At 57.9% G+C, this 20,265-nt stretch carries 20 protein-coding genes and 5 pseudogenes; 8 read left to right on the top strand and 17 right to left on the bottom strand.

The genetic code is table 11. The features are described from left to right. Positions 1-455: 455 nt before the first annotated feature. Positions 456-1,136, bottom strand: coding sequence for a PEPxxWA-CTERM sorting domain-containing protein (locus V1280_RS43725; protein ID WP_334537201.1), 681 nt, complete (start codon positions 1,134-1,136; stop codon positions 456-458). A gap of 270 nt (positions 1,137-1,406) precedes the next feature. On the opposite strand from V1280_RS43725, the gene V1280_RS43720 reads away from it, so the two are divergent. Beyond that, on the top strand, positions 1,407-1,562 hold the full coding sequence (locus tag V1280_RS43720; RefSeq protein ID WP_334537199.1) for a hypothetical protein: 156 nt from the start codon (positions 1,407-1,409) through the stop codon (positions 1,560-1,562). A 204-nt stretch (positions 1,563-1,766) separates the two neighbouring features. On the opposite strand, the gene V1280_RS43715 is transcribed toward V1280_RS43720, so the two are convergent. The 11 genes and pseudogenes from V1280_RS43715 to V1280_RS43665 all read right to left on the bottom strand — a co-directional run bounded on the left by V1280_RS43715 (position 1,767) and on the right by V1280_RS43665 (position 9,731). Next, positions 1,767-1,934, bottom strand: a complete 168-nt coding sequence (locus V1280_RS43715; protein WP_334537197.1) for a hypothetical protein — start codon at positions 1,932-1,934, stop codon at positions 1,767-1,769. Between the two features lie 202 nt (positions 1,935-2,136). Beyond that, entirely contained in the window at positions 2,137-2,274 is a 138-nt protein-coding gene (locus tag V1280_RS43710; protein ID WP_334537196.1) for a hypothetical protein, read from the bottom strand. A 5-nt stretch (positions 2,275-2,279) separates the two neighbouring features. Continuing rightward, positions 2,280-2,492, bottom strand: a complete 213-nt coding sequence (locus V1280_RS43705; protein ID WP_334537194.1) for a hypothetical protein — start codon at positions 2,490-2,492, stop codon at positions 2,280-2,282. A gap of 294 nt (positions 2,493-2,786) precedes the next feature. Next, positions 2,787-2,891, bottom strand: a pseudogene (locus V1280_RS47025) (PEPxxWA-CTERM sorting domain-containing protein); the annotation flags it as partial. Between the two features lie 941 nt (positions 2,892-3,832). Next, positions 3,833-5,422: an IS66 family transposase gene (tnpC, locus tag V1280_RS43695; protein WP_334518647.1), complete on the bottom strand. Its 1,590-nt coding sequence runs from the start codon at positions 5,420-5,422 to the stop codon at positions 3,833-3,835. Between the two features lie 69 nt (positions 5,423-5,491). Next, the gene (gene tnpB / locus V1280_RS43690) at positions 5,492-5,845 is read right to left on the bottom strand and encodes an IS66 family insertion sequence element accessory protein TnpB (protein ID WP_027545641.1); all 354 of its coding nucleotides are present in this window, start codon (positions 5,843-5,845) and stop codon (positions 5,492-5,494) included. Further along, positions 5,842-6,264, bottom strand: a complete 423-nt coding sequence (gene tnpA / locus V1280_RS43685; protein ID WP_334518652.1) for an IS66-like element accessory protein TnpA — start codon at positions 6,262-6,264, stop codon at positions 5,842-5,844. The genes tnpB and tnpA overlap by 4 nt, the downstream gene beginning before the upstream one ends. Positions 6,265-6,611: 347 nt before the next feature. Then, positions 6,612-6,719: pseudogene (locus V1280_RS47020) on the bottom strand (PEPxxWA-CTERM sorting domain-containing protein); the annotation flags it as partial. 853 nt (positions 6,720-7,572) lie between these two features. Continuing rightward, positions 7,573-8,259 (bottom strand): PEP-CTERM sorting domain-containing protein, encoded by a 687-nt coding sequence (locus V1280_RS43675; RefSeq protein WP_334537188.1) that lies wholly within the window; start codon positions 8,257-8,259, stop codon positions 7,573-7,575. Between the two features lie 419 nt (positions 8,260-8,678). Then, positions 8,679-9,239, bottom strand: a pseudogene (locus V1280_RS43670) (transposase); the annotation flags it as partial. A 225-nt stretch (positions 9,240-9,464) separates the two neighbouring features. Beyond that, on the bottom strand, positions 9,465-9,731 hold the full coding sequence (locus V1280_RS43665) for a hypothetical protein (RefSeq protein ID WP_334538672.1): 267 nt from the start codon (positions 9,729-9,731) through the stop codon (positions 9,465-9,467). Between V1280_RS43665 and V1280_RS47015 the strand changes: the two are divergent. The 3 genes and pseudogenes from V1280_RS47015 (at position 9,621) to V1280_RS43655 (ending at position 11,087) form a co-directional block, all read left to right on the top strand. Beyond that, a pseudogene (locus V1280_RS47015) lies at positions 9,621-10,056 on the top strand (NAD-dependent epimerase/dehydratase family protein). The gene V1280_RS43665 and the pseudogene V1280_RS47015 sit on opposite strands and share 111 nt — an antisense overlap. Beyond that, positions 10,053-10,607 (top strand): NAD-dependent epimerase/dehydratase family protein, encoded by a 555-nt coding sequence (locus tag V1280_RS47010; protein ID WP_442895202.1) that lies wholly within the window; start codon positions 10,053-10,055, stop codon positions 10,605-10,607. Before V1280_RS47015 ends, V1280_RS47010 begins: the two are co-directional and overlap by 4 nt. A 198-nt stretch (positions 10,608-10,805) precedes the next feature. Continuing rightward, entirely contained in the window at positions 10,806-11,087 is a 282-nt protein-coding gene (locus V1280_RS43655) for a hypothetical protein (protein WP_334537186.1), read from the top strand. A 49-nt stretch (positions 11,088-11,136) separates the two neighbouring features. Here the strand turns inward: V1280_RS43655 and V1280_RS43650 are convergent, their stop codons facing one another. Continuing rightward, positions 11,137-12,567 carry an undecaprenyl-phosphate glucose phosphotransferase gene (locus tag V1280_RS43650; protein WP_334537184.1) on the bottom strand — a complete coding sequence of 477 codons (1,431 nt, stop codon included), beginning with the start codon at positions 12,565-12,567 and terminating at the stop codon, positions 11,137-11,139. 79 nt (positions 12,568-12,646) lie between these two features. Between V1280_RS43650 and V1280_RS43645 the strand changes: the two genes are divergently transcribed. After that, positions 12,647-12,994, top strand: coding sequence for a hypothetical protein (locus tag V1280_RS43645; RefSeq protein ID WP_334537182.1), 348 nt, complete (start codon positions 12,647-12,649; stop codon positions 12,992-12,994). Between the two features lie 1,125 nt (positions 12,995-14,119). Here the strand turns inward: V1280_RS43645 and V1280_RS43640 are convergent. Further along, positions 14,120-14,482, bottom strand: coding sequence for a hypothetical protein (locus V1280_RS43640; protein ID WP_334537180.1), 363 nt, complete (start codon positions 14,480-14,482; stop codon positions 14,120-14,122). Positions 14,483-15,067: 585 nt separating this feature from the next. On the opposite strand from V1280_RS43640, the pseudogene V1280_RS47005 reads away from it, so the two are divergent. After that, positions 15,068-15,175 (top strand): annotated as a pseudogene (locus V1280_RS47005) (PEPxxWA-CTERM sorting domain-containing protein); the annotation flags it as partial. 1,250 nt (positions 15,176-16,425) lie between these two features. Here the strand turns inward: V1280_RS47005 and V1280_RS43630 are convergent. The 3 genes from V1280_RS43630 to V1280_RS43620 all read right to left on the bottom strand — a co-directional run bounded on the left by V1280_RS43630 (position 16,426) and on the right by V1280_RS43620 (position 17,796). Next, entirely contained in the window at positions 16,426-16,755 is a 330-nt protein-coding gene (locus V1280_RS43630; protein WP_334537176.1) for a hypothetical protein, read from the bottom strand. Beyond that, positions 16,752-17,435, bottom strand: coding sequence for a hypothetical protein (locus V1280_RS43625; protein WP_334537174.1), 684 nt, complete (start codon positions 17,433-17,435; stop codon positions 16,752-16,754). Before V1280_RS43625 ends, V1280_RS43630 begins: the two co-directional genes overlap by 4 nt. A gap of 76 nt (positions 17,436-17,511) precedes the next feature. Beyond that, on the bottom strand, positions 17,512-17,796 hold the full coding sequence (locus V1280_RS43620; protein WP_334537173.1) for a hypothetical protein: 285 nt from the start codon (positions 17,794-17,796) through the stop codon (positions 17,512-17,514). 373 nt (positions 17,797-18,169) lie between these two features. On the opposite strand from V1280_RS43620, the gene V1280_RS43615 reads away from it, so the two are divergent. Both V1280_RS43615 and V1280_RS43610 read left to right on the top strand, forming a co-directional pair. Continuing rightward, on the top strand, positions 18,170-18,874 hold the full coding sequence (locus V1280_RS43615) for an alginate O-acetyltransferase AlgF (protein WP_334537171.1): 705 nt from the start codon (positions 18,170-18,172) through the stop codon (positions 18,872-18,874). Between the two features lie 11 nt (positions 18,875-18,885). Beyond that, positions 18,886-20,265: an MBOAT family O-acyltransferase gene (locus V1280_RS43610; protein ID WP_334537169.1), complete on the top strand. Its 1,380-nt coding sequence runs from the start codon at positions 18,886-18,888 to the stop codon at positions 20,263-20,265.

Raw genomic sequence — 20,265 nt, 5'->3', positions numbered from 1 at the left:
CCTTGCTCGGCAAGGCGGCGCAACAGGTTCACCTCCTCATCTGACCATGATTTTGGGTTGCCAGTCCTCAATGTGAGGCTCCCGATTCGCAATCGCTAACATAACAAATGTTTAGGGACGGCGCGCGGTCGCGCTAAGCTACGGCAATGTGCGGCAGTAAGGGCTACGGTACTGCGTGAGTTCCTGGCCTCATCCGCTCGTTCGCCGTCAACCGACGGCTGGGAATGCGCTCCTGACGCAACCTGGTCAGGCGCGATTCTATGAGGCCGATCTCAGCCTCGAGTTTCTTAGCAAGATTGTCTCGGATCTGAGCATACAACGCCAAGAGTTCTCGGAGATCAGCATTATCGACATCCACTCTCACAATGCTCCCCCCGCTTGCAATGCGTGCGGTCATCGACAAAAGGCCGCCGAGTGAGGCGGCCTTTCCCCGAAGAGGTTGGCGAGCCGTTTCGCTAAACCAGGCGGACTGCGGAGGATTCCCTACGGCGGTAGGCAAGGTAGCCAATGCCACTAAACCCAAGCAGCATCATCGCCCAGGTAGTCGGCTCAGGCACTGCGGCGATAGCAGTCACACCGGAAAGCTCGAACTGCTTGATCTGAGAGAAACCAAGGTCCGAGTGGAGGCTAATCGAAGTCAGGCTAGTACCGTTGATCGAGAGCGCCGTGAATTCGGTATTGCCGTTGGGGAGATTGCTAAGGCTCGCCGTCCCACCGTTTGAGGCGGTGATCGTGAACGGATTTGGGCTCAGAATATCGAAAACCAAATCAGTAAATGTGAAGCCCTTCGCGATCGTGAGTGTAAGGTCGTGATAGACTGATGTCACGGCGTCAATGGAAGCGAAGCCATTTTTGGCATCGACATTGATCGGGCTGGTGAAGGTCACGGAAGGCGTGCCGATCTGGCTACCAAGGTGTCCCGCAATCGTTTTGGCGATATCAGCATCAAGAAAGACCTTGACCTCGTCTGCCGAATTGTTTTGCCCGATCGCAACCGACAAATTGCCGGTGGTATTGATGACGGCCGTGACAGGGGTTGCGCATGCAAAGCTACCAGCAGCAACCGATCCCACTAACACTACACTTGCAACTGTCGAGCGAATTATATTCATTTTAATACCCCAGCGTTTGAACATGCGACATTAAACATTTGTAAATCTACTGGATTTAACCCGTCCGCACAATGGGTTCGGGATATTTCGGCAAAATCGGCAGACAGATCTCGTTAAAGCATTGATTATATTAGACTTTATAGCCTGCTTTCTTTGGGGGCACCGGAAAGATCGCCATCAATCCGTTTTTCATGACGATCGAAGCGCGCGCCTTGCGGCGCGCGGTGCGAGACCGAGAACAAAATAGTGGACTCGAAACGGCCCTGCGCCGCGACGCAGCGTCGAAAGTCGCCGATGCTGTCGCTCAGGGCGCAGTCTGACATCGAAGCCGCAATTTTGTCTGCACAGCACGCTTTTGTCGAGGAACGCGAGCAGGGTGTTCTGTACTACCGCTTCGTGGAGCAGCCCGAGGCTATGAAATGCGTGCCGGCGCCGTCGACCGATCGATAGCGCGCCTGATCTGCTTCGCAAGCCGGTTATCCGTCCTCGGCCCGCCTGTAGTCCTGGCAGCCAGGATGCGATCCGCGGCTTCCTGCCGAGCCCGATGTCGCCTGATGTATCGTTTCGATCTTGTGTGCATTTGCGAGATCGGTGATATCGCCGAGCCACGTCATGCCAAGTTGTGGCATAGAGGCAAGAGGCGTATGCTGGGCCCTAAAGCGCGGTTTTCCAGCCGCCAAGCTTGAACAGCACCACCGAGAAATTGTTGGCACGATTCCACCGCAGCTCGAGGACCTGCTCGCCAGCATAGGTGACACGGAGGCGAGAGAACTCCGTCTCGAAGGCGCTTGAGCGCCACGGCTCCCAGAGCTCAGTGAACATGAGGCCGCGCCGATATTCTATGGGCTGCTTCCTCGCCCTCACCTCAAGGTTGCCCGCGATCGTAGCGGAGCGCGCCAGGCGGTAGGCAGCGCGGCCCAGCGCCTTTGCACGTTCAACCCGCGCTGCACGCGTCGAGCTAGCCACAGAGGACTCTGAATCGGATGATGGAGCGGCGGCTGAGAGACCGCCGCTCCAGCGATTGCTACGTTGCGATGCCGGCGACGCGAAGCACGGCGTCGGCGAGGCCTCGGCCGAGGATCGATGCCGCTTTGATTGGCGCGCTTACGTGCCAGCCGTCCTTGTCGACATCAGCATAGCCGGCGAGAGCGCGGATGATCACACCAGCTAGCCGTCCGCGGCGAGTGCTTCTCGATCATGTTCGAAGGCGTAAAGGGCCTGCACGCGGGCTTCGGCCTCTTCCTTTCGGCACTCTATCTTCGAGACGTCGACCGCTTCGAAGCACGCCGCCTCGTACTGCTTTGCTGATGCGGTCGAGGAGTTCAGTTTGATAGTGGATGGATGATGACGACGAGAAAAGAAATTCGACGCGGCTCGCATGGATTTTGCTCGGGCGCAGGCCAAGCTGAAAGGTGTCCAATCACACGAGGCCGAAGCCGTCGACACACCCGCGATGTACGAGGCTTGGCGCAAGGATTGCGCCGATGCGGCCGCGGAGATCGATCGCTGTCAGAAGTGGTTGAGCGCGAACAGGCCCTGGCCAAGGATGAGCAATACGCGCACTGGACAACTCCTACAAAAAGCCGCCCATTCTGCGCCGGTTGCGTCAATTTGCGACGCAAACAAGAAGAGCGCCCTTAGGCTGTCTTCCTGCTGCGCTGATGGGGCCGAATATCAGGCTGCGGTAAGCGCGGTCGCCTGGTTGCGGCGACGGTAGGTCATGAAGCCCACTCCGCAGAAACCGAGGATGAGCATCGCCCAGGTGGACGGTTCGGGGACAGCGCCGACGTTAACTTGAATGTCGACTGATGCGAGGAGTGCGCCATTGGCGTCCTTCGTCGCTAGATCGATTGAGTAGATTGCTGGGGCGGTCGGATCAAACGCGCCAATTGTGAAAGGAAAGAACCCGATGTTTTCGCTGTTCTGTGCGGCAGTACCGGCGAAAGTGTTGTCGAAAACGAAAAGCGGAAAATCTGCGAACGTGTGATTATGATTGTCTGCGATCGTGATGTAAGTCGTTGTGCCCGCATTGCTGCCAGCGTCGTAGGAATATTCAAAGTTCCAAAGAGCAAGCGTTGATCCGAGTGTACTGACGGGAGCCACATACACGTCGCCTGAAGGCGTGACGGGGCCCACGAAGCGAATTGCCGCCCGTAGTCCCAACTCGACGCCGTTCTCTTGGTCAACGGTGAAATGGCCGTCGACCGTTCAAGTGCCGTTATGCCATCCCGTCGTGAGGGTAGTATTGTCCACCACAGTCGCTGAAGCGCTGTTCAGCCCCGCGAACGCCACGACGGCCGCAGCCACCAATGCCTTGTAGATCATTTCCAATGCCCCAAATTACATTTGTTTTTATGCGTCAGATTATTCTGCGGGGAGCAACTTACGTGCGCAAGCACATTCCCTGCAATAAGAAAATCGTGGGGTCCCGGCACGGAACTCAACGTTCTTTACCGGTAGCGCGACGAACGCTTTGATATCCGCCAGCGCCGCGGAAAAGACAACGCCATACCAGAGCGATTGCGCGGAAGTGGGTCAGCTTAATCCGGGCGTGCGGCGTTTTACCAGGGTCGGGTGCGGTGAGTTTCCGGCGAAGAATAACGGCTGCCGGAAGCCGGCGTCATGCCTTCGTCTTTCTTCAAGGTCGGGGCTAAGCGAAAAGCCATGTCGCAAGGAGGGCAAGAGGGTGCCAGATCAACCGTAAGCGCTCAGCCGGGACCCTATTGAGGCAGGCTTGACGTTTTGCGGAATCGCCACGGCATGAGGTCTTCGATTCTGCTATGGGGATGGCCGTCGATGATCGCCTCGAGTGTTTCGGCGATGTAGGCAGCCGGGTTGACGTCGTTGAGCTTGCAGGTGGCAACGATCGACGCCAGCAAGGCCCAATTTTCAGCCCCAATTTCATGGCCCGCGAAGAGCGCATTTTTTCTGGTCAGGCAGACTGGCCGGATGGCGTTCTCGACAGGGTTCGTGTCGAGCTCGAGGCGCCCGTCTTCGAGGAAGCGGGTCAGCCCTTGCCAGTGATTGAGCGCGTAGCGGATGTCCTCGGCGAGCGTCGAACCGCTGGAGATCATAGAAAGCTGTTTCTCAAACCACGGCTTTAAAGCAGCGATGAGGGGCGACGAATGCTCCTTGCGGGCGGCCAGCCGCGTGTCCGGCGATGCACCGCGTACCATGGCTTCAATGGCGTAAAGCTGCGCGATGTGCCGAACGGCGGCCTCGGCGATCGGCGATTTGCTGTTACGGGCCAATTTAACGAAGCGCCGGCGCAAATGGCTCCAGCAATGCACGAGCGTCCATGGCCCTTGCGGTCGAGCGACTTCGGTCAGCCGGTCATAACCGTCATAGGCATCGCATTGCAGGAAGCGTCCGCCAAAGCCGTCCAGGAACTGCTCCGCGAAGGCACCGCTGCGACCGGGGGCATATCGGAACAGCACGATCGGCGGACTTGGGCCGCTGTGGCCGCGGTCGTCGGAGACGATCGCCCAGAAGTAGCCCTTCTTCGTTTGGCCTCGCCCGGGATCGAGCACCGGCGCCGTGGTTTCGTCCATGAACAGACGATCCGCCATGGCCAGGCGGCGGCGCATGTGGTCCGCGATGGGCTGAAGATGGAAGCAGGCGCGGCCGGACCAGTTGCCCAGTGTTGCCCGATCAAGCCGGATCCCCTGGCGCGCATAGATCTCGGCCTGACGGTAAAACGGCGTATGGTCGCCAAACTTGGAGACGATCACGTGCGCAATGGCCGCTTCGGTCGGCAGCCCGCTGGGCACGACGTGCTCCGGTGCGTGCGCCTGCACGACAGGGCCCGAGCAGCGGCGACAGATGTATTTCGGGCGGCGCGTGACCAACACCCGCCATTGCGCCGGGATCACGTCGAGGCGTTTGCTGACGTCCTCGCCGATCTTCGTCATGGCGCCGCAACCGCACGGACAGAGCGTGCTCGCAGGCTCGATGATCCGTTCCACCCGCGGCAAATGGGCAGGCAAGCAGCCGCGATTGCGATGAGAACCTTGATCCGGCACGCTCCGCGATCGGCCCTTGATCACAGCCTCGGCTCTCTCCTGCGCGGCGTCCAGGATGCCTTGCGCGATCTCTACGTCTTCCAGCGGTAAGTGATACTGATCTGGCCGCAGCTTCTCGGACTTCGCGCCGAACTTCTCGCGTCGCAATTCGCCGAGGATGACCTCCAGCCGACGCCGCGCTTCCTCCGACGCCGCCAGCGCCCCCTGATGCTCGCTCAACGCCGCCTGCGTTTGCGCCAAAAGCGCTTTGAGTTGTTCATTTTCGTCGCGCAGCGCCGCGATGCTCATGCGCTATTTCGAGCACATCGCCGCCGCACGTGCCACATTCAAAATAGCTGCCGAGTCATTCTGCCGCAGCTATCCAGCCGCCTGGGGACGTCGCGCTTCTTCCGGGCGGACCAACCTCCAATCCAGCCCCTCGAACAGGGCTGCGAACATCGCCGGCGATATGCGCATCACGCCGTCTGCAATCGTTGGCCAAACGAACCTGCAACCTTCGAGACGCTTGTGCACTAACACCAGGCCCGTTCGATCCCAGACCAAAATCTTGATCCGGTCCGCTCGTTTCGATCGGAACACGAAGGCTGCGCCGCTGAACGGGTCGAGACGAAGCATCTCCTGCACCTTCGCCGCAAGCCCATCGTGGCCACAGCGGAAGTCGATCGGCCGCGTCGCGATGTAAATCTTCAGATCGGCACCGGCCGCGATCATCGTGACGCTCGCACTGCGCGGATCACCCGGGACAGCTGCTCGCCATCTATGGCTGTGTCCGTCCGCAGCACGACATCACCGATCGAGATCTCAAGCTTGATCGCCGGAACGTGACGCTCCTTCAACGCGCTTTCCACGACCAGCGGTGCGAATGTCGACTGCGATACCTCGCACGGCGCCAACATGCCTCGCTGTCGAAAGCGTCGTCGCCAATCGTAAATCTGCCAGCGCGTCGCTCCGTGCTTGCGCGCCACCTCGGACACCTGGGCGCCGGGTAGCAGACTCTCGGCGACGATCCGGGCTCTCTCAGCTTCCGAACGCACGCGGCGCCCCGATGGCCCTTCAAGAACCTCCAGCCGGCTCACCGCCCCCGCCGATGAGCCGTCCAAATGGACGTCCTTTTTGCTGTCCAATCCCATCCCAAACCTCCGTCCAAGCCGGAGGCTTCTTCGCACAGCTATCCCGATCCCGAAGCAAGGGTTCCGGCTAAGCGCTTACGATCAACCATCCAATCGCGGCAAGCCAAACTAGCGTGGCGATGCCGGCTATTGCAGTGAATGCGAGAGGGAAGAGAAGGTCGGCCGGTTCGCGAAGGTCAACCGGAGCGTCAGTTAGCTCAGCTGTTTTATCCAACATTTGAATTTGTCCCTGTGGCAAGGGCGCACTTACCGTGCGCGGGACGGCTCAAACCCGGACATGGCGGATGATAGTTGCGCAAAAAAGCCGCCCGAAGGCGGCTCTCAAATTCACACATGATGATTTTAGATCACGCGCCGATCAATGCTGGCTTTGACTTCCGGCGATAGGCCATGAAGCCGGTGCCTGCGAAGCCGAGGATCATCATCGCCCATGTAGAGGGTTCGGGAACGGCCGCCACCACAGGCGAAATCCCCTTGCCTCCGAATAGTCTGTTGCCTTCCGCGAAAAACTGCTCGTGTTGGCCATGCGCGTCTGTGAAAAAGCCGCTAGCATCGAAAATGAAGTTAATGCCGTAGGATTGGACGGCAGCGGGCGTGAAAGTCACTTCGAGAGAACAAGAGAGAGAGCCTAAACAACCGCTCAATGGATGAAAAGAGAATATGCCGAGCGCGGAAGGTTCAGCCGAAAAGTTCCACGGCTGCACGTGGTCGATATTTGGAATTTGGGTGAGAGTGGCTGTTATTATCTCTTGCGAAAATTGCCCAACCTGCGTGTCCGGAAAACCAGCCAAGGTTATTGGCGATTCTACAATACTGATGCTCGACGCGAGAGATGGATTTGCGCTTGAACCTAGTGCGAGCGAAAAAATGGCTAAGGCGAACACGCCTCTACGCGCCGGGGCTGGGCGCCCCAAGCTCGGCTTCAATGTCATGATTGTCTCTCCCGCCTACTCTGGATCACGAGCGATCAAGCTTGCTGCCTATGCTCCGTCGCGGCGTTGCGAGAGCGACCCTGCGTGTGAGCCTTCCTGGGCCGATAGTCAATCACTAAAAGTTTTTGCGCATGAGTGCTCAGGCCAGGACCATGTCCAGGAGCGCGCTTGAGTGGCGTCACCGGGTTGCAAAAGAAACGCATATCAACCTTCAACCCCGCGAATGCTCAATTTTGAGTGAAGCACGGCGACTTCCGGTATGGGGTCATAAGCGGACACCGCCGCGAAGGTTAGCTGCGGCCAACCCCCGGAAGTCGCTCCGCCAGAAGAAAAGCCGCCCAAAGGCGGCTCTCGGTTGAATATTGTCGACCTAAGATCAAGCGGTGATCACCGCGCTGTTCTTGCGCTTATATGCCATCCAGCCAAGACCGTAGAAGCCGATGATCATCATTGCCCAAGTTGAGGGTTCGGGCACGGCAGAAACGCCGTCTACAGTCTCAGTAACACTCGTGAGATTCAGAGAGCCTTGTGCCGAGTACAGGCCTAAAGTTGTCAGATGGAAATCGCCCTGCATCGAGTCGCCTGGCTGAACAATATAAGAGAACGGCACATCGATAGTCCCCGGCAGCAGAGTCCCGTGGTTGGTGATCGATGCTTCGATGAAGTTTTGATTAAAATCGTTGCCGGCTATGTGCTCCTGGGTCGAGTTGGTGCCGTCATTTGCCGCATAAATCTGACTGTCATACGATGGCGTGAAGCTCTGCGTAATACCGTTGATCGTGAGCGCAGCAGAAAGGCCGGGCGCCGGTCCACCGAATGCCGATCCTCCGACGATGTAGCTTCCCGCAGAATTAAAACTATTAAACGCACCGGAGATTGATGTATCGAACTTGAAAGTCGCGGTAAAGTTGGCGCCGACGATGTTACCTCCAAACACCCCCTGATCATAGGAGCCGTCGGCTACAGTTCCGGTGTAGGTGATGTTCACCATTGCAGCGGAAGCCTGAGAAACCTGCCCCAACAAGGCCAGCCCAGCAACCACGCCCAAAATCTTCGAATTCATTTCGCGCCCCATATATATCATTTAATAATTTCAAAGGTTCCTTAATCGGAACCCGGTTGTCAAGAACCACGACTGCCTAATTTCTCGCCGATCCGGCTCAATTGCGGGGCGGGTTTCGGGCTCGAAGCACTCGACGCGATGGGAGGGCACCGTTCACGGGCGCCGCGCGAGCTGCTTCAGTGTAGCGGCCGGGCGCTGCCTGCCTTCTGGCAGTTGCTGCACATCTGCCGGGATGCGAGGCCGTCACATTGGTAGTTGTCGGCCGCTTGAGCTCTGAACCGCTTCGGGCCACGATCTGCATTCGCTAAAGCTCGACTGAGGTCTGCTTAGGGTCCAGGCTGTGTAAAAACGCAGCTCCGCATCACTTCCATGCAAGGTAGGCGGTGGTCGGTGTCGCCATTGAGCCCGCTGCCCGCGCCTCACGCTCGCATGGCCGCCAGCAATGGCTCGACGCCGAGGATGTTCAGCACACGCGTGATATTGTAGCTGAGTACGTTCAGCGCCATTTCGGTTGCGACATTGGGCAACCGCTTCATTAGAAAGTGTGTTGCACCCATTCGCATCTTCAGTCTGGCGAACGGATGCTCGACGGTTTCGCGGCGCACACGCACGGCTTGCGGGTTCTGATCGAGCCGGGTCTGCGCGGCCTCGACGACGTGTTCGTGTTCCCAGCGTTTGATGCGGCGCTCGTTGGACGTCGTGCACTGATCCTTGAGCGGGCATGTGCGGCACGCCTTCGTCAAGTAAATCCGCATTTTCCGGCCATCTTCACCAGCGGTGAAGTGGTGCGCCAGCTTGTCGCCGGCCGGGCAGCGATAGACGTCGTCCTTGGCCAAATACACAAAATCAGGTTTCCCAAAGCGGCCTGCCGACTTGGCTCCCGAGGTTTGCGGCTTGGGTAGCGTGACCGCGACCCCGGCCTGTTCGCATGCCAGGATTTCCTCACCTTTAAAGTAGCCCCGATCCGCAACGACGTCCAAATGATCGCTGCGCAGCGCGGCTTCGCGGCAGAATTCTCGTAACCTTGAGCGTTACTACTTCTCAAACCGTGAGGTCGCTCCCATTGTTTCTCTTACGAGCGACACCGATAAGTCTATGCTTGACAACATAGCTGGCTAGCCGATTCATATTGGGATACTAGGCATTTGTTGAGATCGCTTACCTTGAGACATCCGGCCATTTCTGGAATAGCTGTCTCCAGTCCATCAAATCGATCGAATCGACGTTACGTGCGCTTGCGCCGCAAACATCCCCCATGGCTCAAGCTCGCTCTGCTTGTGCTTTTCGCGGACTTCCTGCTGTCGACAATTGCTTGGATAGTTGTTGACCTCGCTTCTGGGTAAGCAGGCATGACTGACCGACTGGCTGTTCTCGTCACGGGAGGCGCGGGCTACATTGGCTCGCATGCCTGTCGCGCCCTCGCCGCCGCCGGCTATCGGCCCTTCGTTTATGACAATCTCTCGATAGGTCATCGCAACTTCACTGCCAGTGAGCTGGTGACGGGCGATACCTCCCTCCTCGATCGCGCTGCGCTGGCGCGCCTTTGCCGAGCTCGAGATCAGGGCGGTGATGCGTTTCGCGGCGGCGAGCCTCGTCGAGCGAGTCCGTGACCGACCCGCAGAAATATTAGATCAAAATGTGCAGGGCCCGCTGTCGCTGCTTCAGGCGATGCGCAGCGCCGGCCACCACCGCATCGTGTTCTCCTCCACCGGCGCCGTCTATGGCAATGCCGATTCCAAGGCGCGCAGGATTTCGCCTGCGCGCCGATCAACTCCTACGGCCCGTCGAAATGGATGATCGAGCGCATGCTCGCCCTACCGCGCGCAGCTTACGGCTTCGGTGCGTTCTGCCTGTGCTATTTCAATGCCAGTGGCGCCGATCCGGCCGGCGGCATCAGCGAATTGCGTGACAACGAGACCCATCTCATTCCGCGCGCCCTGATGGCGTTGCAGGGCCATGTCGAGTTTGCCGTCTTCGGCAACGACTACGACACGCCCGACGGCACTGCGATCCGCGACTACATCCACGTCGCCGACCTTGCTCGCGGAGTTGGAGCTCGCGGAGTTGGAGCTCGCGGAGTTGGAGCTCGCGGAAACGGGACTTCAATTTTGGCACCGACACGGGCTTCTCGGTGCGCGAGATCCTCACCGTCATCAGGCAGAAGAGCGGGTGCGAGGTGGCGCACACCGTCAAGCCGCGCCGCGCCGGCGAACCCCACTTATCTCGTGGCCGACCCCTCTGCCGCGCAAAAAGGGGGGAACTTCGTGCCGCGTCATTCCGACCTACCGACCGTGATCCGGATCGCCTGGGTACGATACCAGAAGGCGCATCTTGGCTGGTCCCAATAAGGGCTGGTGGGGCCCCCATGCGGAACTCTGCCGCCACTCAATCTCCGTATTTGTCCGGAATTCGCAAGATGCAGCTTCTGCCTTAGCCTGAAGCAGGATTGACGCGCCTCGACTGCCGAAAATTTGGACATCTTGTCTTCCGAGTTCCAAAAGGTTAGCTTCGAACCAATTTCTTCGTTCATTTTCCGGTGAGTTGGTATGCGGATCGTCCTCACAATTTTGGCTATTTGGGTTCTGCTCAACATTTTATTCGTCATGCTCGTTATTCGCCCGCACAAACCGCTGCCGACCTCTCGTGCGAAAACGCTCTCGCCAGCCGTCATCGAGCGGAGCCAGAGAGAAGCAGAACCGGACGAACCGCTCTTGCTTCGGCACGTCATCGTTTCCGTCGCGATGGGTGCTTTTTTCGTCCTCGCACCACCGCTTATCGCGCTAGGCGACACGATTATTCGCTTCTTTCGGAAGCCGCCACGTAACTGAACCCGGGGCCGATTTGCTGTTCCCTGGTGATCCGCCTTGAGATCTTGGCTCAGTAAGCTTCCTGGAACAGCACAGCCGAGGCCGTGCGCGCCATGATCTTGAGATCGAGCCAGATGCTCCAATTACCGACGTACCAAACGTCATACTCGACCCGTTTTTCCATCAGGTCGATCGTCGGCGTTTCGCCGCGGAATCCATTCACCTGAGCCCAGCCCGTCAGACCCGGCTTCATGTGATGGCGATAGACATATTTGCTGATGAGCTCGTCATAGTAGTTGTCGTGGGCAAGCGCATGCGGACGCGGCCCGACCAGTGACATATCGCCCCGCAACACGTTCCAGAGCTGCGGCAGTTCGTCGATACTCGTCATGCGAAGGAAGCGCCCGATCCTGGTGATCCGCGCATCCCTTTTGGTTGCCTGCCTGATCGTCTCACCGTCTTCGCAGACCGTCATCGTGCGAAATTTCCAGATTTCGAACGGTTTGCCATTAAACCCGCGGCGTGACTGCCGAAAAATGACGGTTCCAGGCGAATCCAGCTTGATCAGAATGGCAACAGTCAGCACCAACGGCGTCAGGAGCACCAGCGCAAACAGGGCCACCCCCACGTCGAGGCATCGCTTCTGCAGCCGTTCGACGATGCTAAGGGGCGGTCGCTGAATCTCAACCGCGACGGTACCACTGACCGGAAGAAAGGGACGGGCCACGAGATCTGCGATCGGATCGTCCAGCAGCAGGCGTATCGGCTGCGGCACAGCCCGCAGATACGGCCCGATCTTGCGAAGCATCTGCAGCTCATTCCAGTCGATAGCGAGCAGATATTCATCGACATCGGCCGAGTGCGATTGGCGGATGACGTCCCGAATCTGTCGTTCCCAGTGGCCATCATCAGGATCGATTCCGAGGACGAAATGGCGAACAACATCGAAGCCGTTCCGCCGCAAGTCCTTGAAGCGGCTCGAAGTGAAATCGAGAGGCTTCAGACTTAGCAGGATCACCTTGCGATCGACCAGCCGACTTCTCGCAAAGCTTGTGCCGAACACGGCTTGCCAAACGAAGCGTAGGCTAATCAGGCCGATGCCACCGATCGCAGCGAAGACAATGACGCTGCCACGGGACAGATTGTCCGTCGACTTCAACAAGAAAGCCGCGACGGCCAGAATCGTCAGCGACGTCAACCAAATGAAGAGCGCCTTTCGGAGCTGCCAGACGAAATCGAGCAAACGGTGCGTAGCATAGATGTCCCGAAAATAGGCGACCGTGACGAATACGACGGCGACGAACAACCCAGCTCCTACTGACGCGCCATCAGCGGGTAAACCAACCGCTGCACCATAGAGGGAAGCCCCAATCACATAACTCAGCAGGATCAGCAGAAAGTCAGCAGCTATGATCACGATCTGAAACGGTCTCTGGAGCGCGTTGCCGCGCGTAGACAACAGCGCATGCGCGCCTTCAGAACCATAAGTTGCAACAGCCATTCGAACCTCTGCGTATCGAGAGAGTATCTGGCGCTCATCGTGATGCTGAAGATTCGCCTCTTCCCCGCGAGAGAAGGTGTTGAATGATCGCAGCGACATTGTGGCGTCGCACGCAAAACTTTTTGCGATGCAAGGATTGCACGAGCTGTACTTTGATGGATTGCAACTCAAGAAAACTTGTCACAACGCCGACACACCAATGGGCTTGTTGCCGCATTTCCAATCAAGTTCCGCTTCGAAATTACTCGCGCGCAGATGCCTGGCTGCACATCAGGCAGCAGTGCTCGTCGAAGAGCCGATCAGTTACGAGAACTTCAACGGATTACGATCTAGAGGTGTATCACAGGAGGAGGCGTGGGCATGCAAGCCTGCCATGATCCCGCTCCGGCGTGCCAGTCGAAAGCCACGGCTGCCGAACGACGTGTGAAACGATGAGATCTCGGACAGCGAAAGCGGCCTCATGCGCTCGCTCGCGCTCAGATGCCCAAACAGGGTCGCCATCTTGAAATATTGGGCCGCCAGCGCAAATGTCGAACTCGTAAAAGGCACGAGATGATCTCGCCCGGCGGATCACCCGGCAACTTCGATGCTGTTCCCAGCGGAAATGTTGCTGCGATCGGATACTTGACGAAAGGATCTGTGATGATCGAATTTCCGGCTGGTGCAGCGAATGTCTAAGTCAGCCCTGACAAACTAGCGGATTGCTTGCTGACGCAACTGAGCGGCTCAGGGCTGTTGCAGCCCGCAGCTCGACTCCCGCACGGCCGCGAGCATCGAGGCAACGACGCGTATGTACTCGCGAAGTCTGGCCACAGCATATGCTCATCGTCAAATTCCAACGTCCCGCCGCCCCAAACCGCTGTAGACGCCAAAGCATGCCCGGATAGAACGAAGACGCATATCTGCCGAAACAAAACAGATGGTCCACACGTTAGAAGGCCCGGCATCACACACCCCGCCCCAAAGCAGGCGCGTTGACCGCTCCGCGAAGATACCACATCAAGACGCCTTAATTCGCCAGGCGGCCCCGTAGCGCGATTTCGAAGTTGGACATACAGGCTTCGAGGCTCCGACCGGGGCTTTCATTCAGAATCTTTGCCAGGTCACGAAGACGCGTATGGGAGCGTCCTTCGATTTCATCGAGGTCGGACGCAATATTTTCGAGCGCCTGCTGGAGGCGTCGCAGATCGGAAAGGTGAAGCTCTGCTCGGCCCATAGCTTGCCCCATATGAGGACTCGGCGAGGGTTCGGGTTTCGAGGGTCCAGAGTTGCTCGACATCCGGCAGAGAAGCCACGCAGCGCAGCGTTCCCCCTAGCCATGCCGTTACCTGAACCAACTTCCTCGCCGAAGAGAGATGATAATTCGTTAAAATGAATGTCATATTTCGCGATTTTTTAATCACGGTCAATAGCTTATTTAATTGAGGGCAGGTTATATGGACCAGGGACAGATGGTTGCAGGCCGGCACCTTAGCAAGGGCGAAATCGCAGACTACCGGCCGACACACGCCTCGGAACCCATTGGAACGTCTCATTCTCCAGGAAATTATCCTCACGTTCCTCCACGTGCGAACGCAATTTCATCGATCTTCAAAAACCCATATCGGATGAGACATATCATTTTGTCATTTTGCAGGAAGCGATTTCCGAAGGCGATCTGCTCAGTTTGATGTCCGAAGTCATCTCGTTGCGTGAACAGGTGGCTCAAGCTGAACTCCACGTTCAGCGCTCGCGACATTTCACATCGAGGCTGGCAGCCGTGGCAGCCCCGAAGAGGCGCGCGCGAGAGCTTGGGTAGTTTTTCACAGCTCGGCTCCAGCTCGGCTTGTTGAGCTGGCGTACATTGGAACAAGCCGCCTTCCAAGGCGTGGCAGGCAAGGCGTGGCAGGCCCCTTGAGATATTTAACTCGTTCAAAAGGACACCTCAAATAAAATTAATTGACGTTCAATAAATTATATGCATAATTAAATAACCATATTAAAATGTTAACGCGTGAGGCCTGTGATGATCAAGACGTGCGTTGCCGCAGCCATGCTTGTGCTTGCTCTAGCCACAGCTGCGAAAGCAGACGTCGTCTACCCGAACCCCGGCACCGAAAACCCGACTACCTACACTTTCACCTCGACCTCGAACGGATCGCTGATCGCATATTTTTATGGTTCTGGCGCCTCCTTTAGCGAGAGCTTGGGCTTGCTCGTCAACGGCCAGGACAGAGGTATTGCTTTAGACAATCATAGCAGTACGTACGGACAGGCGTATAAATTTGGCAACGTCAGCGTCGGCGACACACTGGTCTTCTATATCGACGTCAAGACGACCGGCTACACCTACTACTCCGACGTCAAGATGAATTCCGATGGCGTGAACCACGTCTACTCGACGGCTTTCAACGGCGATGGGAAGATCCCCGCCGGCACCTATGTGGGCTTCGAAGATCTCAGCCTGCATCAGACATGTTGGACTGACAATAATTATACCGATGAACAATTTGTCTTCACAGTTACGGCCGTGCCTGAACCTTCCACGTGGGCGATGATGATTCTCGGCTTCGCCGGCGTCAGCTTCATCACATATCGGCGCCGTAATTCGGCGATGCGCGTCGCCTAATTTAGCTTCGGAATGCTGACAAAAAGGCCGTGCTTGCGCGGCCTTTTCTCGTTTTGATATTGATATCTTTTTGATGAGCGCGCTCTGATCGGCAGTAAGATTCACAGTCAGGGCTAAGGAAGAACCACGATTGATTTATTTGGCTGCAAGAGCATAGCCTCTCCAATTAATATTTCGCTGGAGGGAGACGCATGCTGGCTGGATATTTCATGGCGATGCTCACTGCATTTGGTTTCTCAAAGCCGGAGCGTCGACGAAAAGATAACAGGCCCAAAGTCACACAAATCGAGCATCGCGAACTGCAGACTTGGATCTAGCTCCGGGCGATTGGTCTAGGCATTGGCCGCGCCTATGGCGAACACGACCGCAAGCATATCGCTGCGACAACTTGATCTCGACCAGTCCGGCGGCGTTTATGGCAATTCGTGCGTCCTGCCAAAAATGTATCCGCGCGAGATGACGTAGTATTGCCGTCTGCATCGATTGCCGAGGAAATCAGCGCCGGCTTCGCGACCAAATGCCTGAGTCACGCGACCTCGACCTCAGCTCAAATCCAACGTTGCTTGCTGGAGCCATGCGCGAGCGGCCGCATTGGAACCGACCGCTCAAAACTGCTTCCCGACATCAACTGGCGCTCGGGATCCGCCTGCAGACCGTCCAGATAGCGAGAGTGAGCCCGCCCGGCTATGACCACCGGGACAAGCACAGACGCGAGGATCAGGAACCAACTCACGGAATATCCTTTTGCATGCCCCAGAACCAAAACCAGCCCACAGACCGTTCGTTCCCACCTATATTGGCTATATTGGCCGGGCGCCCGTCGGTCGAATAGCGCAACATCGTGTCGATCAACGTACGAATGCGTGTCGATACTGTGCAAATGCAGCAACGATTACAGTTGGGGCCAGCCTTCCGCTCTGTAAGCTCGACCCCATTGTGATTTTTGATTTTGGCTAGCTGGACTGCGATCACCAATGTTACAGCCGTGCACGATGCGATGCATCTCGATCCGATAAGCGGCGAGCGGAAGGGATCGATCGGGTCGGGTACACGACAAGCCATCACAAGAGACGGGCTTGCAGTTGCCCCCACTCACTCGCTTTTTGCCCCCACGAATGGATTGATGAGAGTGGTGAGCTCGATCTCACACCGTGCCGGTTTTTTTGGGCGTAGCCGAAATTGGCGGACCATCGCGGGCCCCCGGCGTGGTCGAAAAACCTGGAGACGTCGTCCGTGGTGGATCAACAGTCCTAAGACTGGACCGAACACCGAAGGGACGCGCTCGCTGACGTCAGCGTCACGGTCACCACGCGGTTCTTCCGAACCGCAAATTCGCAGAGTTTTCGACTTGTCTCGCCGTGCTTGACCTGAATGCTGGCAGTGCCCGTGGGCTGTTGCACCACAAGACTGCTCCGCGCACCGAGATCCAACGGGGCCGAATTCAGGATCAGAATGTCACCGGCAGCCATGGTGGCGAAGCTCTTCTTCACCTCCACAAAGCCCGTTTCGTCGCGCCAGTCACAACCGGCCAATCCCACCCCAGCCACAAGAAAGATCGATAGGCTCAGACTCGGCCTCATGACTCCGGCGGAGTGAGGCTTCGGATGAAGAGCTTCAATCCTTCCGAGGCTCCCCGCACGTCACCGGCGAGATTGCGGACAACGCGGACCATTTCGTCTGCGTTTTCGACTTCCAGCACTTCGGCCGCATAGTCGCCCCGGGTCTGCACGGTCTTCAGAAGCTGAGTGAATTCGTTACCGGCTTTTGCCAATTCGTCCGTCGCCTTCACCATTTCGGCAACGTTCTGATCCCAGCGCTTCTGCAGGGCCTGCCGTTCGGACGGCGTGAATTTGGTATCGTTGCGCATCTGCTCCTGCTTGGAGCGGGCATATCCCAGGGCGAGCGCCCCAAGCTTCGCAATCTCGCCGTTGTCCGCGACCAGACCCAGGGTCTGGGAGATCAGGGCCTGAAGCTCCTCGACCTGCTGTTTCGCAGCGTCAGGCTTGGACAAGGTTTCGATCGTTTTCGTCTTTTCCTCAATCCTCGCATTTACGCCCTCAAGACTCTTGCGCACATCGCCGAGCTGGCTGCGAAAATCGTTGAGCGGGGTCGAGGGTGCAGTTGCGGACGCGGGGGCCGACGGTCCGTTCTCTGCGGCGCGCCCAGGGTTTGTCGCTGCCATGGCCGCGCAAAGGAAAGCGGCGCAGATGGCCCTGCCTGGGGACAAAGTCCACTGTCTAGGGGTGAGCAAACCGGTCATCGCAAAGCTCCGGGACTATGGGAACGCCGGTCGACTGGTCCGGCCAAGGCTGATCATGCGCGCCAATCGCAGCGCATTACCACCAAAAGTAGGGAAATACCCGATACTTCAGCCGCGGATTACCGTAGTTGCCGGGGCCATCATACGGGCCATAGAAATTGCCGTCCCCATAGACCCAGCGTGCGACTGGCTTGCGGATCGGGGGGCGGTAGCAGTGCCCGCCCTCGTTGCAGATCACTTTGACTTGCTCAACCGCCAGGTTGGAATGAGGGGTCGTGGTCTGAGCCAGAAGCGGCGCCGCGGACGCCCCACCTGCCAGCATCATCGAAAGACCGGCGATTGCTCCAGCCAGTTTCACCATAGACTTGCCCCTCTGATCCGCCCGATTCATGGTCGTTTGCCACCAACAGTCTTAATGGCCTCTCATCCACAGGACAAGACTGCCAAGACCGGACCAAGGCCGCCTAGCGGCTCCTAGGCCGCGGCTGCGATGTATCTGCCACATTGGCGGTCCGAACGGCACCTGGAGACGGCGCTGACGCCCCGTCCAGGCAATTCCGCCGCTTGCCGGATTGTGATCAACCCCGGCAGAAACACCTTCGGGAGACCTCATAAAAAGGTCTTGCTAACCAATTCTGTTTCCCATGCGACAAGCGACACGGATAGTTCGGATTTTCGCTCCATAGGTTGGATGCTATGTAGCGCAGGCTCGATTCATCAAGCCAAACCCCAAGATGGCCTTTTTCTCATTTTTCTGCGGTCACCGTCGTCACCTGTCGTGCAGCTTTGCCGCACTGCTCGCGACGCTGACGATGGCTATCGCCGCTACGAGCCGCGCGCAGGACGTCGGCCGCCTCTATGCCACTAAGCCGCCGCCAGGATATGCGCTCATAAGGGTGGTTGCCGCGCCCGACAGCGCCCTCCTGCGGATTCAGGTGAATTCGGCGGATCTGCAGATCAACGAGGCCTCAGGAGCGAGCTTCTACCGCGCCGTTCCCGGAGACCAGCCCCTAAACCTGTCGGTCGACGGTTCCACAATTTCGAAAGTTATCGTGCCGGGCGCCGAAGCGTACCTGACCCTGGTGATCTCAAAAACGAACTTGGCCTGGAGCGTCCAATCCATTGACGAGGGCCAGAACTCCAGCGACGGCCTGAAAGCCAAGCTGCGCTTCTTCAATCTCGTCCCTGGATGCACGGCCAAGCTAAAAATTGCAGATGGACCGACGATCTTTCAGCAAACTCAGTTTGCCTCCGTTCAGTCTCGCACGATCAATCCCGTAACCGCAAAGCTCGAAGGCTCCTGCGGCGAAGCCAACGCCGCCCTGACGCTGCCTCAACTGCGTGCCGGCGATTACTACAGCATATTCCTTCGCAAGGATTCCGAACGGCTTCGTCTTACCGGTCAATTGGATGAGACCGAGCCCTATCGAGAGCGCTAGGTCGCACGCCGATGGTATTCGTCAGCGATTCCTTCGTTTTTCTTTTTCTGCCTGTATTTCTGCTCGTCTATGCGATCATCCCTGCCCGCTTCCGCAATGCCACGATCCTGCTGTTTAGCCTGATCTTCTATGGCTGGTGGCGGTTCGATTTTCTTCCGCTCCTCATTGCCATCGCCTGCTGGTCCTGGGCGACGGGCCTCTGGATCGTCCGCAGCGCAGGAAGAGAACGTCGGATCGCCCTGCTCGCCGCCATCATTGCGCCTCTCGCGAGCCTGGTCTGGTTCAAATACGCCAACCTGTTCGCTGAAAGCCTGCTGGCCCTGGGCGCCCCGATTGGACATTGGACGGCGATTCCTTTGCCCATCGGCCTCTCATTCTTCGTGTTCGGCGCAATCTCCTACTCGGTGGACGTCTTCAGAAAGACCGTCGCAGCCGAGCCCAGCCTCGTGAACTACGCTACCTATCAGGCCATGTTCGGCCATCTCGTCGCAGGTCCCGTGGTGCGTTACCAGTCGGTGGCGGAACGGCTGACGTCGCGCTCGTTCGATCTTTCTGAGTTCACGGAAGGATGGCGCCGCTTCATGCTCGGTTTTGCTCAGAAGGTGCTGCTCGGAGATACGCTCGCGCCACTCGTCGATGCCGGCTATGCGCTGCCGAACCCAAGCACGGCAGACGTCGTCTTGACCGTAACCGCCTACACGCTGCACCTCTACTTCGATTTTGCCGGCTACAGCAGCATGGCTATCGGGCTGGGCCTGATGGTCGGCTTGAAGTTTCCGGAGAATTTCGACAATCCCTATCTGAGCAGATCGATCACCGAATTCTGGCGCCGTTGGCATATCAGCCTGTCGAGCTGGCTCCGCGACTACCTGTACATCCCACTCGGCGGAAACCGAGTAGGCCGGGTTCGTTCCTATTTCAACTTGCTGGTGACGATGGCCCTCGGCGGCCTCTGGCACGGCGCGAGCTGGACATTTCTGGTCTGGGGCGTTTGGCATGGGCTAGGGTTGATCGCAGCACGACTCTGGAGCGCAGCCGGGGCGCCCGCGATCCCAACACTCGTCTCCCACGTCCTGACGATGGCTTTCGTCATGATCGGCTGGCTGCTGTTTCGTGCCCAGGACTGGCACGTTGCCCAAACGATGATGTCGGGGCTGCTGGGATTTAACGGACTGTCCTTTTCGTCGCCGATGACTGCGTCGGCGAGGCCAACTGAAGTGCTGACGCTTTGCCTGGGTCTGCTCATGGTCTACGCGCCGGCGCTGCCCGACTACCCGTTGCGGCGCTATATCGCACGCCCACCGTTCGAATTGGCTCTGCTCTTGTGGCTCTGCGCCTTGTGGACGATGCAAAGCCGCACCGTGATTCCCTTCCTGTATTTCCAGTTCTAG

Origin of the sequence: Bradyrhizobium sp. AZCC 2230, assembly GCF_036924495.1 — a bacterium.
In the GTDB taxonomy this organism is placed as follows: Bacteria; Pseudomonadota; Alphaproteobacteria; order Rhizobiales; family Xanthobacteraceae; genus Bradyrhizobium; species Bradyrhizobium rifense.
The sequence above is the reverse complement of the archived record's forward strand: the minus strand, read 5'-3'. Positions and strand labels throughout refer to the sequence as shown.

Bases quoted from the DNA above. Each gene is read 5' to 3' on its own strand.
- V1280_RS43725 (WP_334537201.1), bottom strand. From the start codon at position 1,136: ATGTTCAAACGCTGGGGTATTAAAATGAATATAATTCGCTCGACAGTT.
- V1280_RS43720 (WP_334537199.1), top strand. From the start codon at position 1,407: ATGCTGTCGCTCAGGGCGCAGTCTGACATCGAAGCCGCAATTTTGTCT.
- V1280_RS43715 (WP_334537197.1), bottom strand. From the start codon at position 1,934: ATGTTCACTGAGCTCTGGGAGCCGTGGCGCTCAAGCGCCTTCGAGACG.
- V1280_RS43705 (WP_334537194.1), bottom strand. From the start codon at position 2,492: ATGCGAGCCGCGTCGAATTTCTTTTCTCGTCGTCATCATCCATCCACT.
- tnpC (WP_334518647.1), bottom strand. From the start codon at position 5,422: ATGAGCATCGCGGCGCTGCGCGACGAAAATGAACAACTCAAAGCGCTT.
- tnpB (WP_027545641.1), bottom strand. From the start codon at position 5,845: ATGATCGCGGCCGGTGCCGATCTGAAGATTTACATCGCGACGCGGCCG.
- tnpA (WP_334518652.1), bottom strand. From the start codon at position 6,264: ATGGGATTGGACAGCAAAAAGGACGTCCATTTGGACGGCTCATCGGCG.
- V1280_RS43675 (WP_334537188.1), bottom strand. From the start codon at position 8,259: ATGAATTCGAAGATTTTGGGCGTGGTTGCTGGGCTGGCCTTGTTGGGG.
- V1280_RS43665 (WP_334538672.1), bottom strand. From the start codon at position 9,731: ATGACCTATCGAGAGATTGTCATAAACGAAGGGCCGATAGCCGGCGGC.
- V1280_RS47010 (WP_442895202.1), top strand. From the start codon at position 10,053: ATGATCGAGCGCATGCTCGCCCTACCGCGCGCAGCTTACGGCTTCGGT.
- V1280_RS43655 (WP_334537186.1), top strand. From the start codon at position 10,806: ATGCGGATCGTCCTCACAATTTTGGCTATTTGGGTTCTGCTCAACATT.
- V1280_RS43650 (WP_334537184.1), bottom strand. From the start codon at position 12,567: ATGGCTGTTGCAACTTATGGTTCTGAAGGCGCGCATGCGCTGTTGTCT.
- V1280_RS43630 (WP_334537176.1), bottom strand. From the start codon at position 16,755: ATGAGGCCGAGTCTGAGCCTATCGATCTTTCTTGTGGCTGGGGTGGGA.
- V1280_RS43625 (WP_334537174.1), bottom strand. From the start codon at position 17,435: ATGACCGGTTTGCTCACCCCTAGACAGTGGACTTTGTCCCCAGGCAGG.
- V1280_RS43620 (WP_334537173.1), bottom strand. From the start codon at position 17,796: ATGGTGAAACTGGCTGGAGCAATCGCCGGTCTTTCGATGATGCTGGCA.
- V1280_RS43615 (WP_334537171.1), top strand. From the start codon at position 18,170: ATGGCCTTTTTCTCATTTTTCTGCGGTCACCGTCGTCACCTGTCGTGC.
- V1280_RS43610 (WP_334537169.1), top strand. From the start codon at position 18,886: ATGGTATTCGTCAGCGATTCCTTCGTTTTTCTTTTTCTGCCTGTATTT.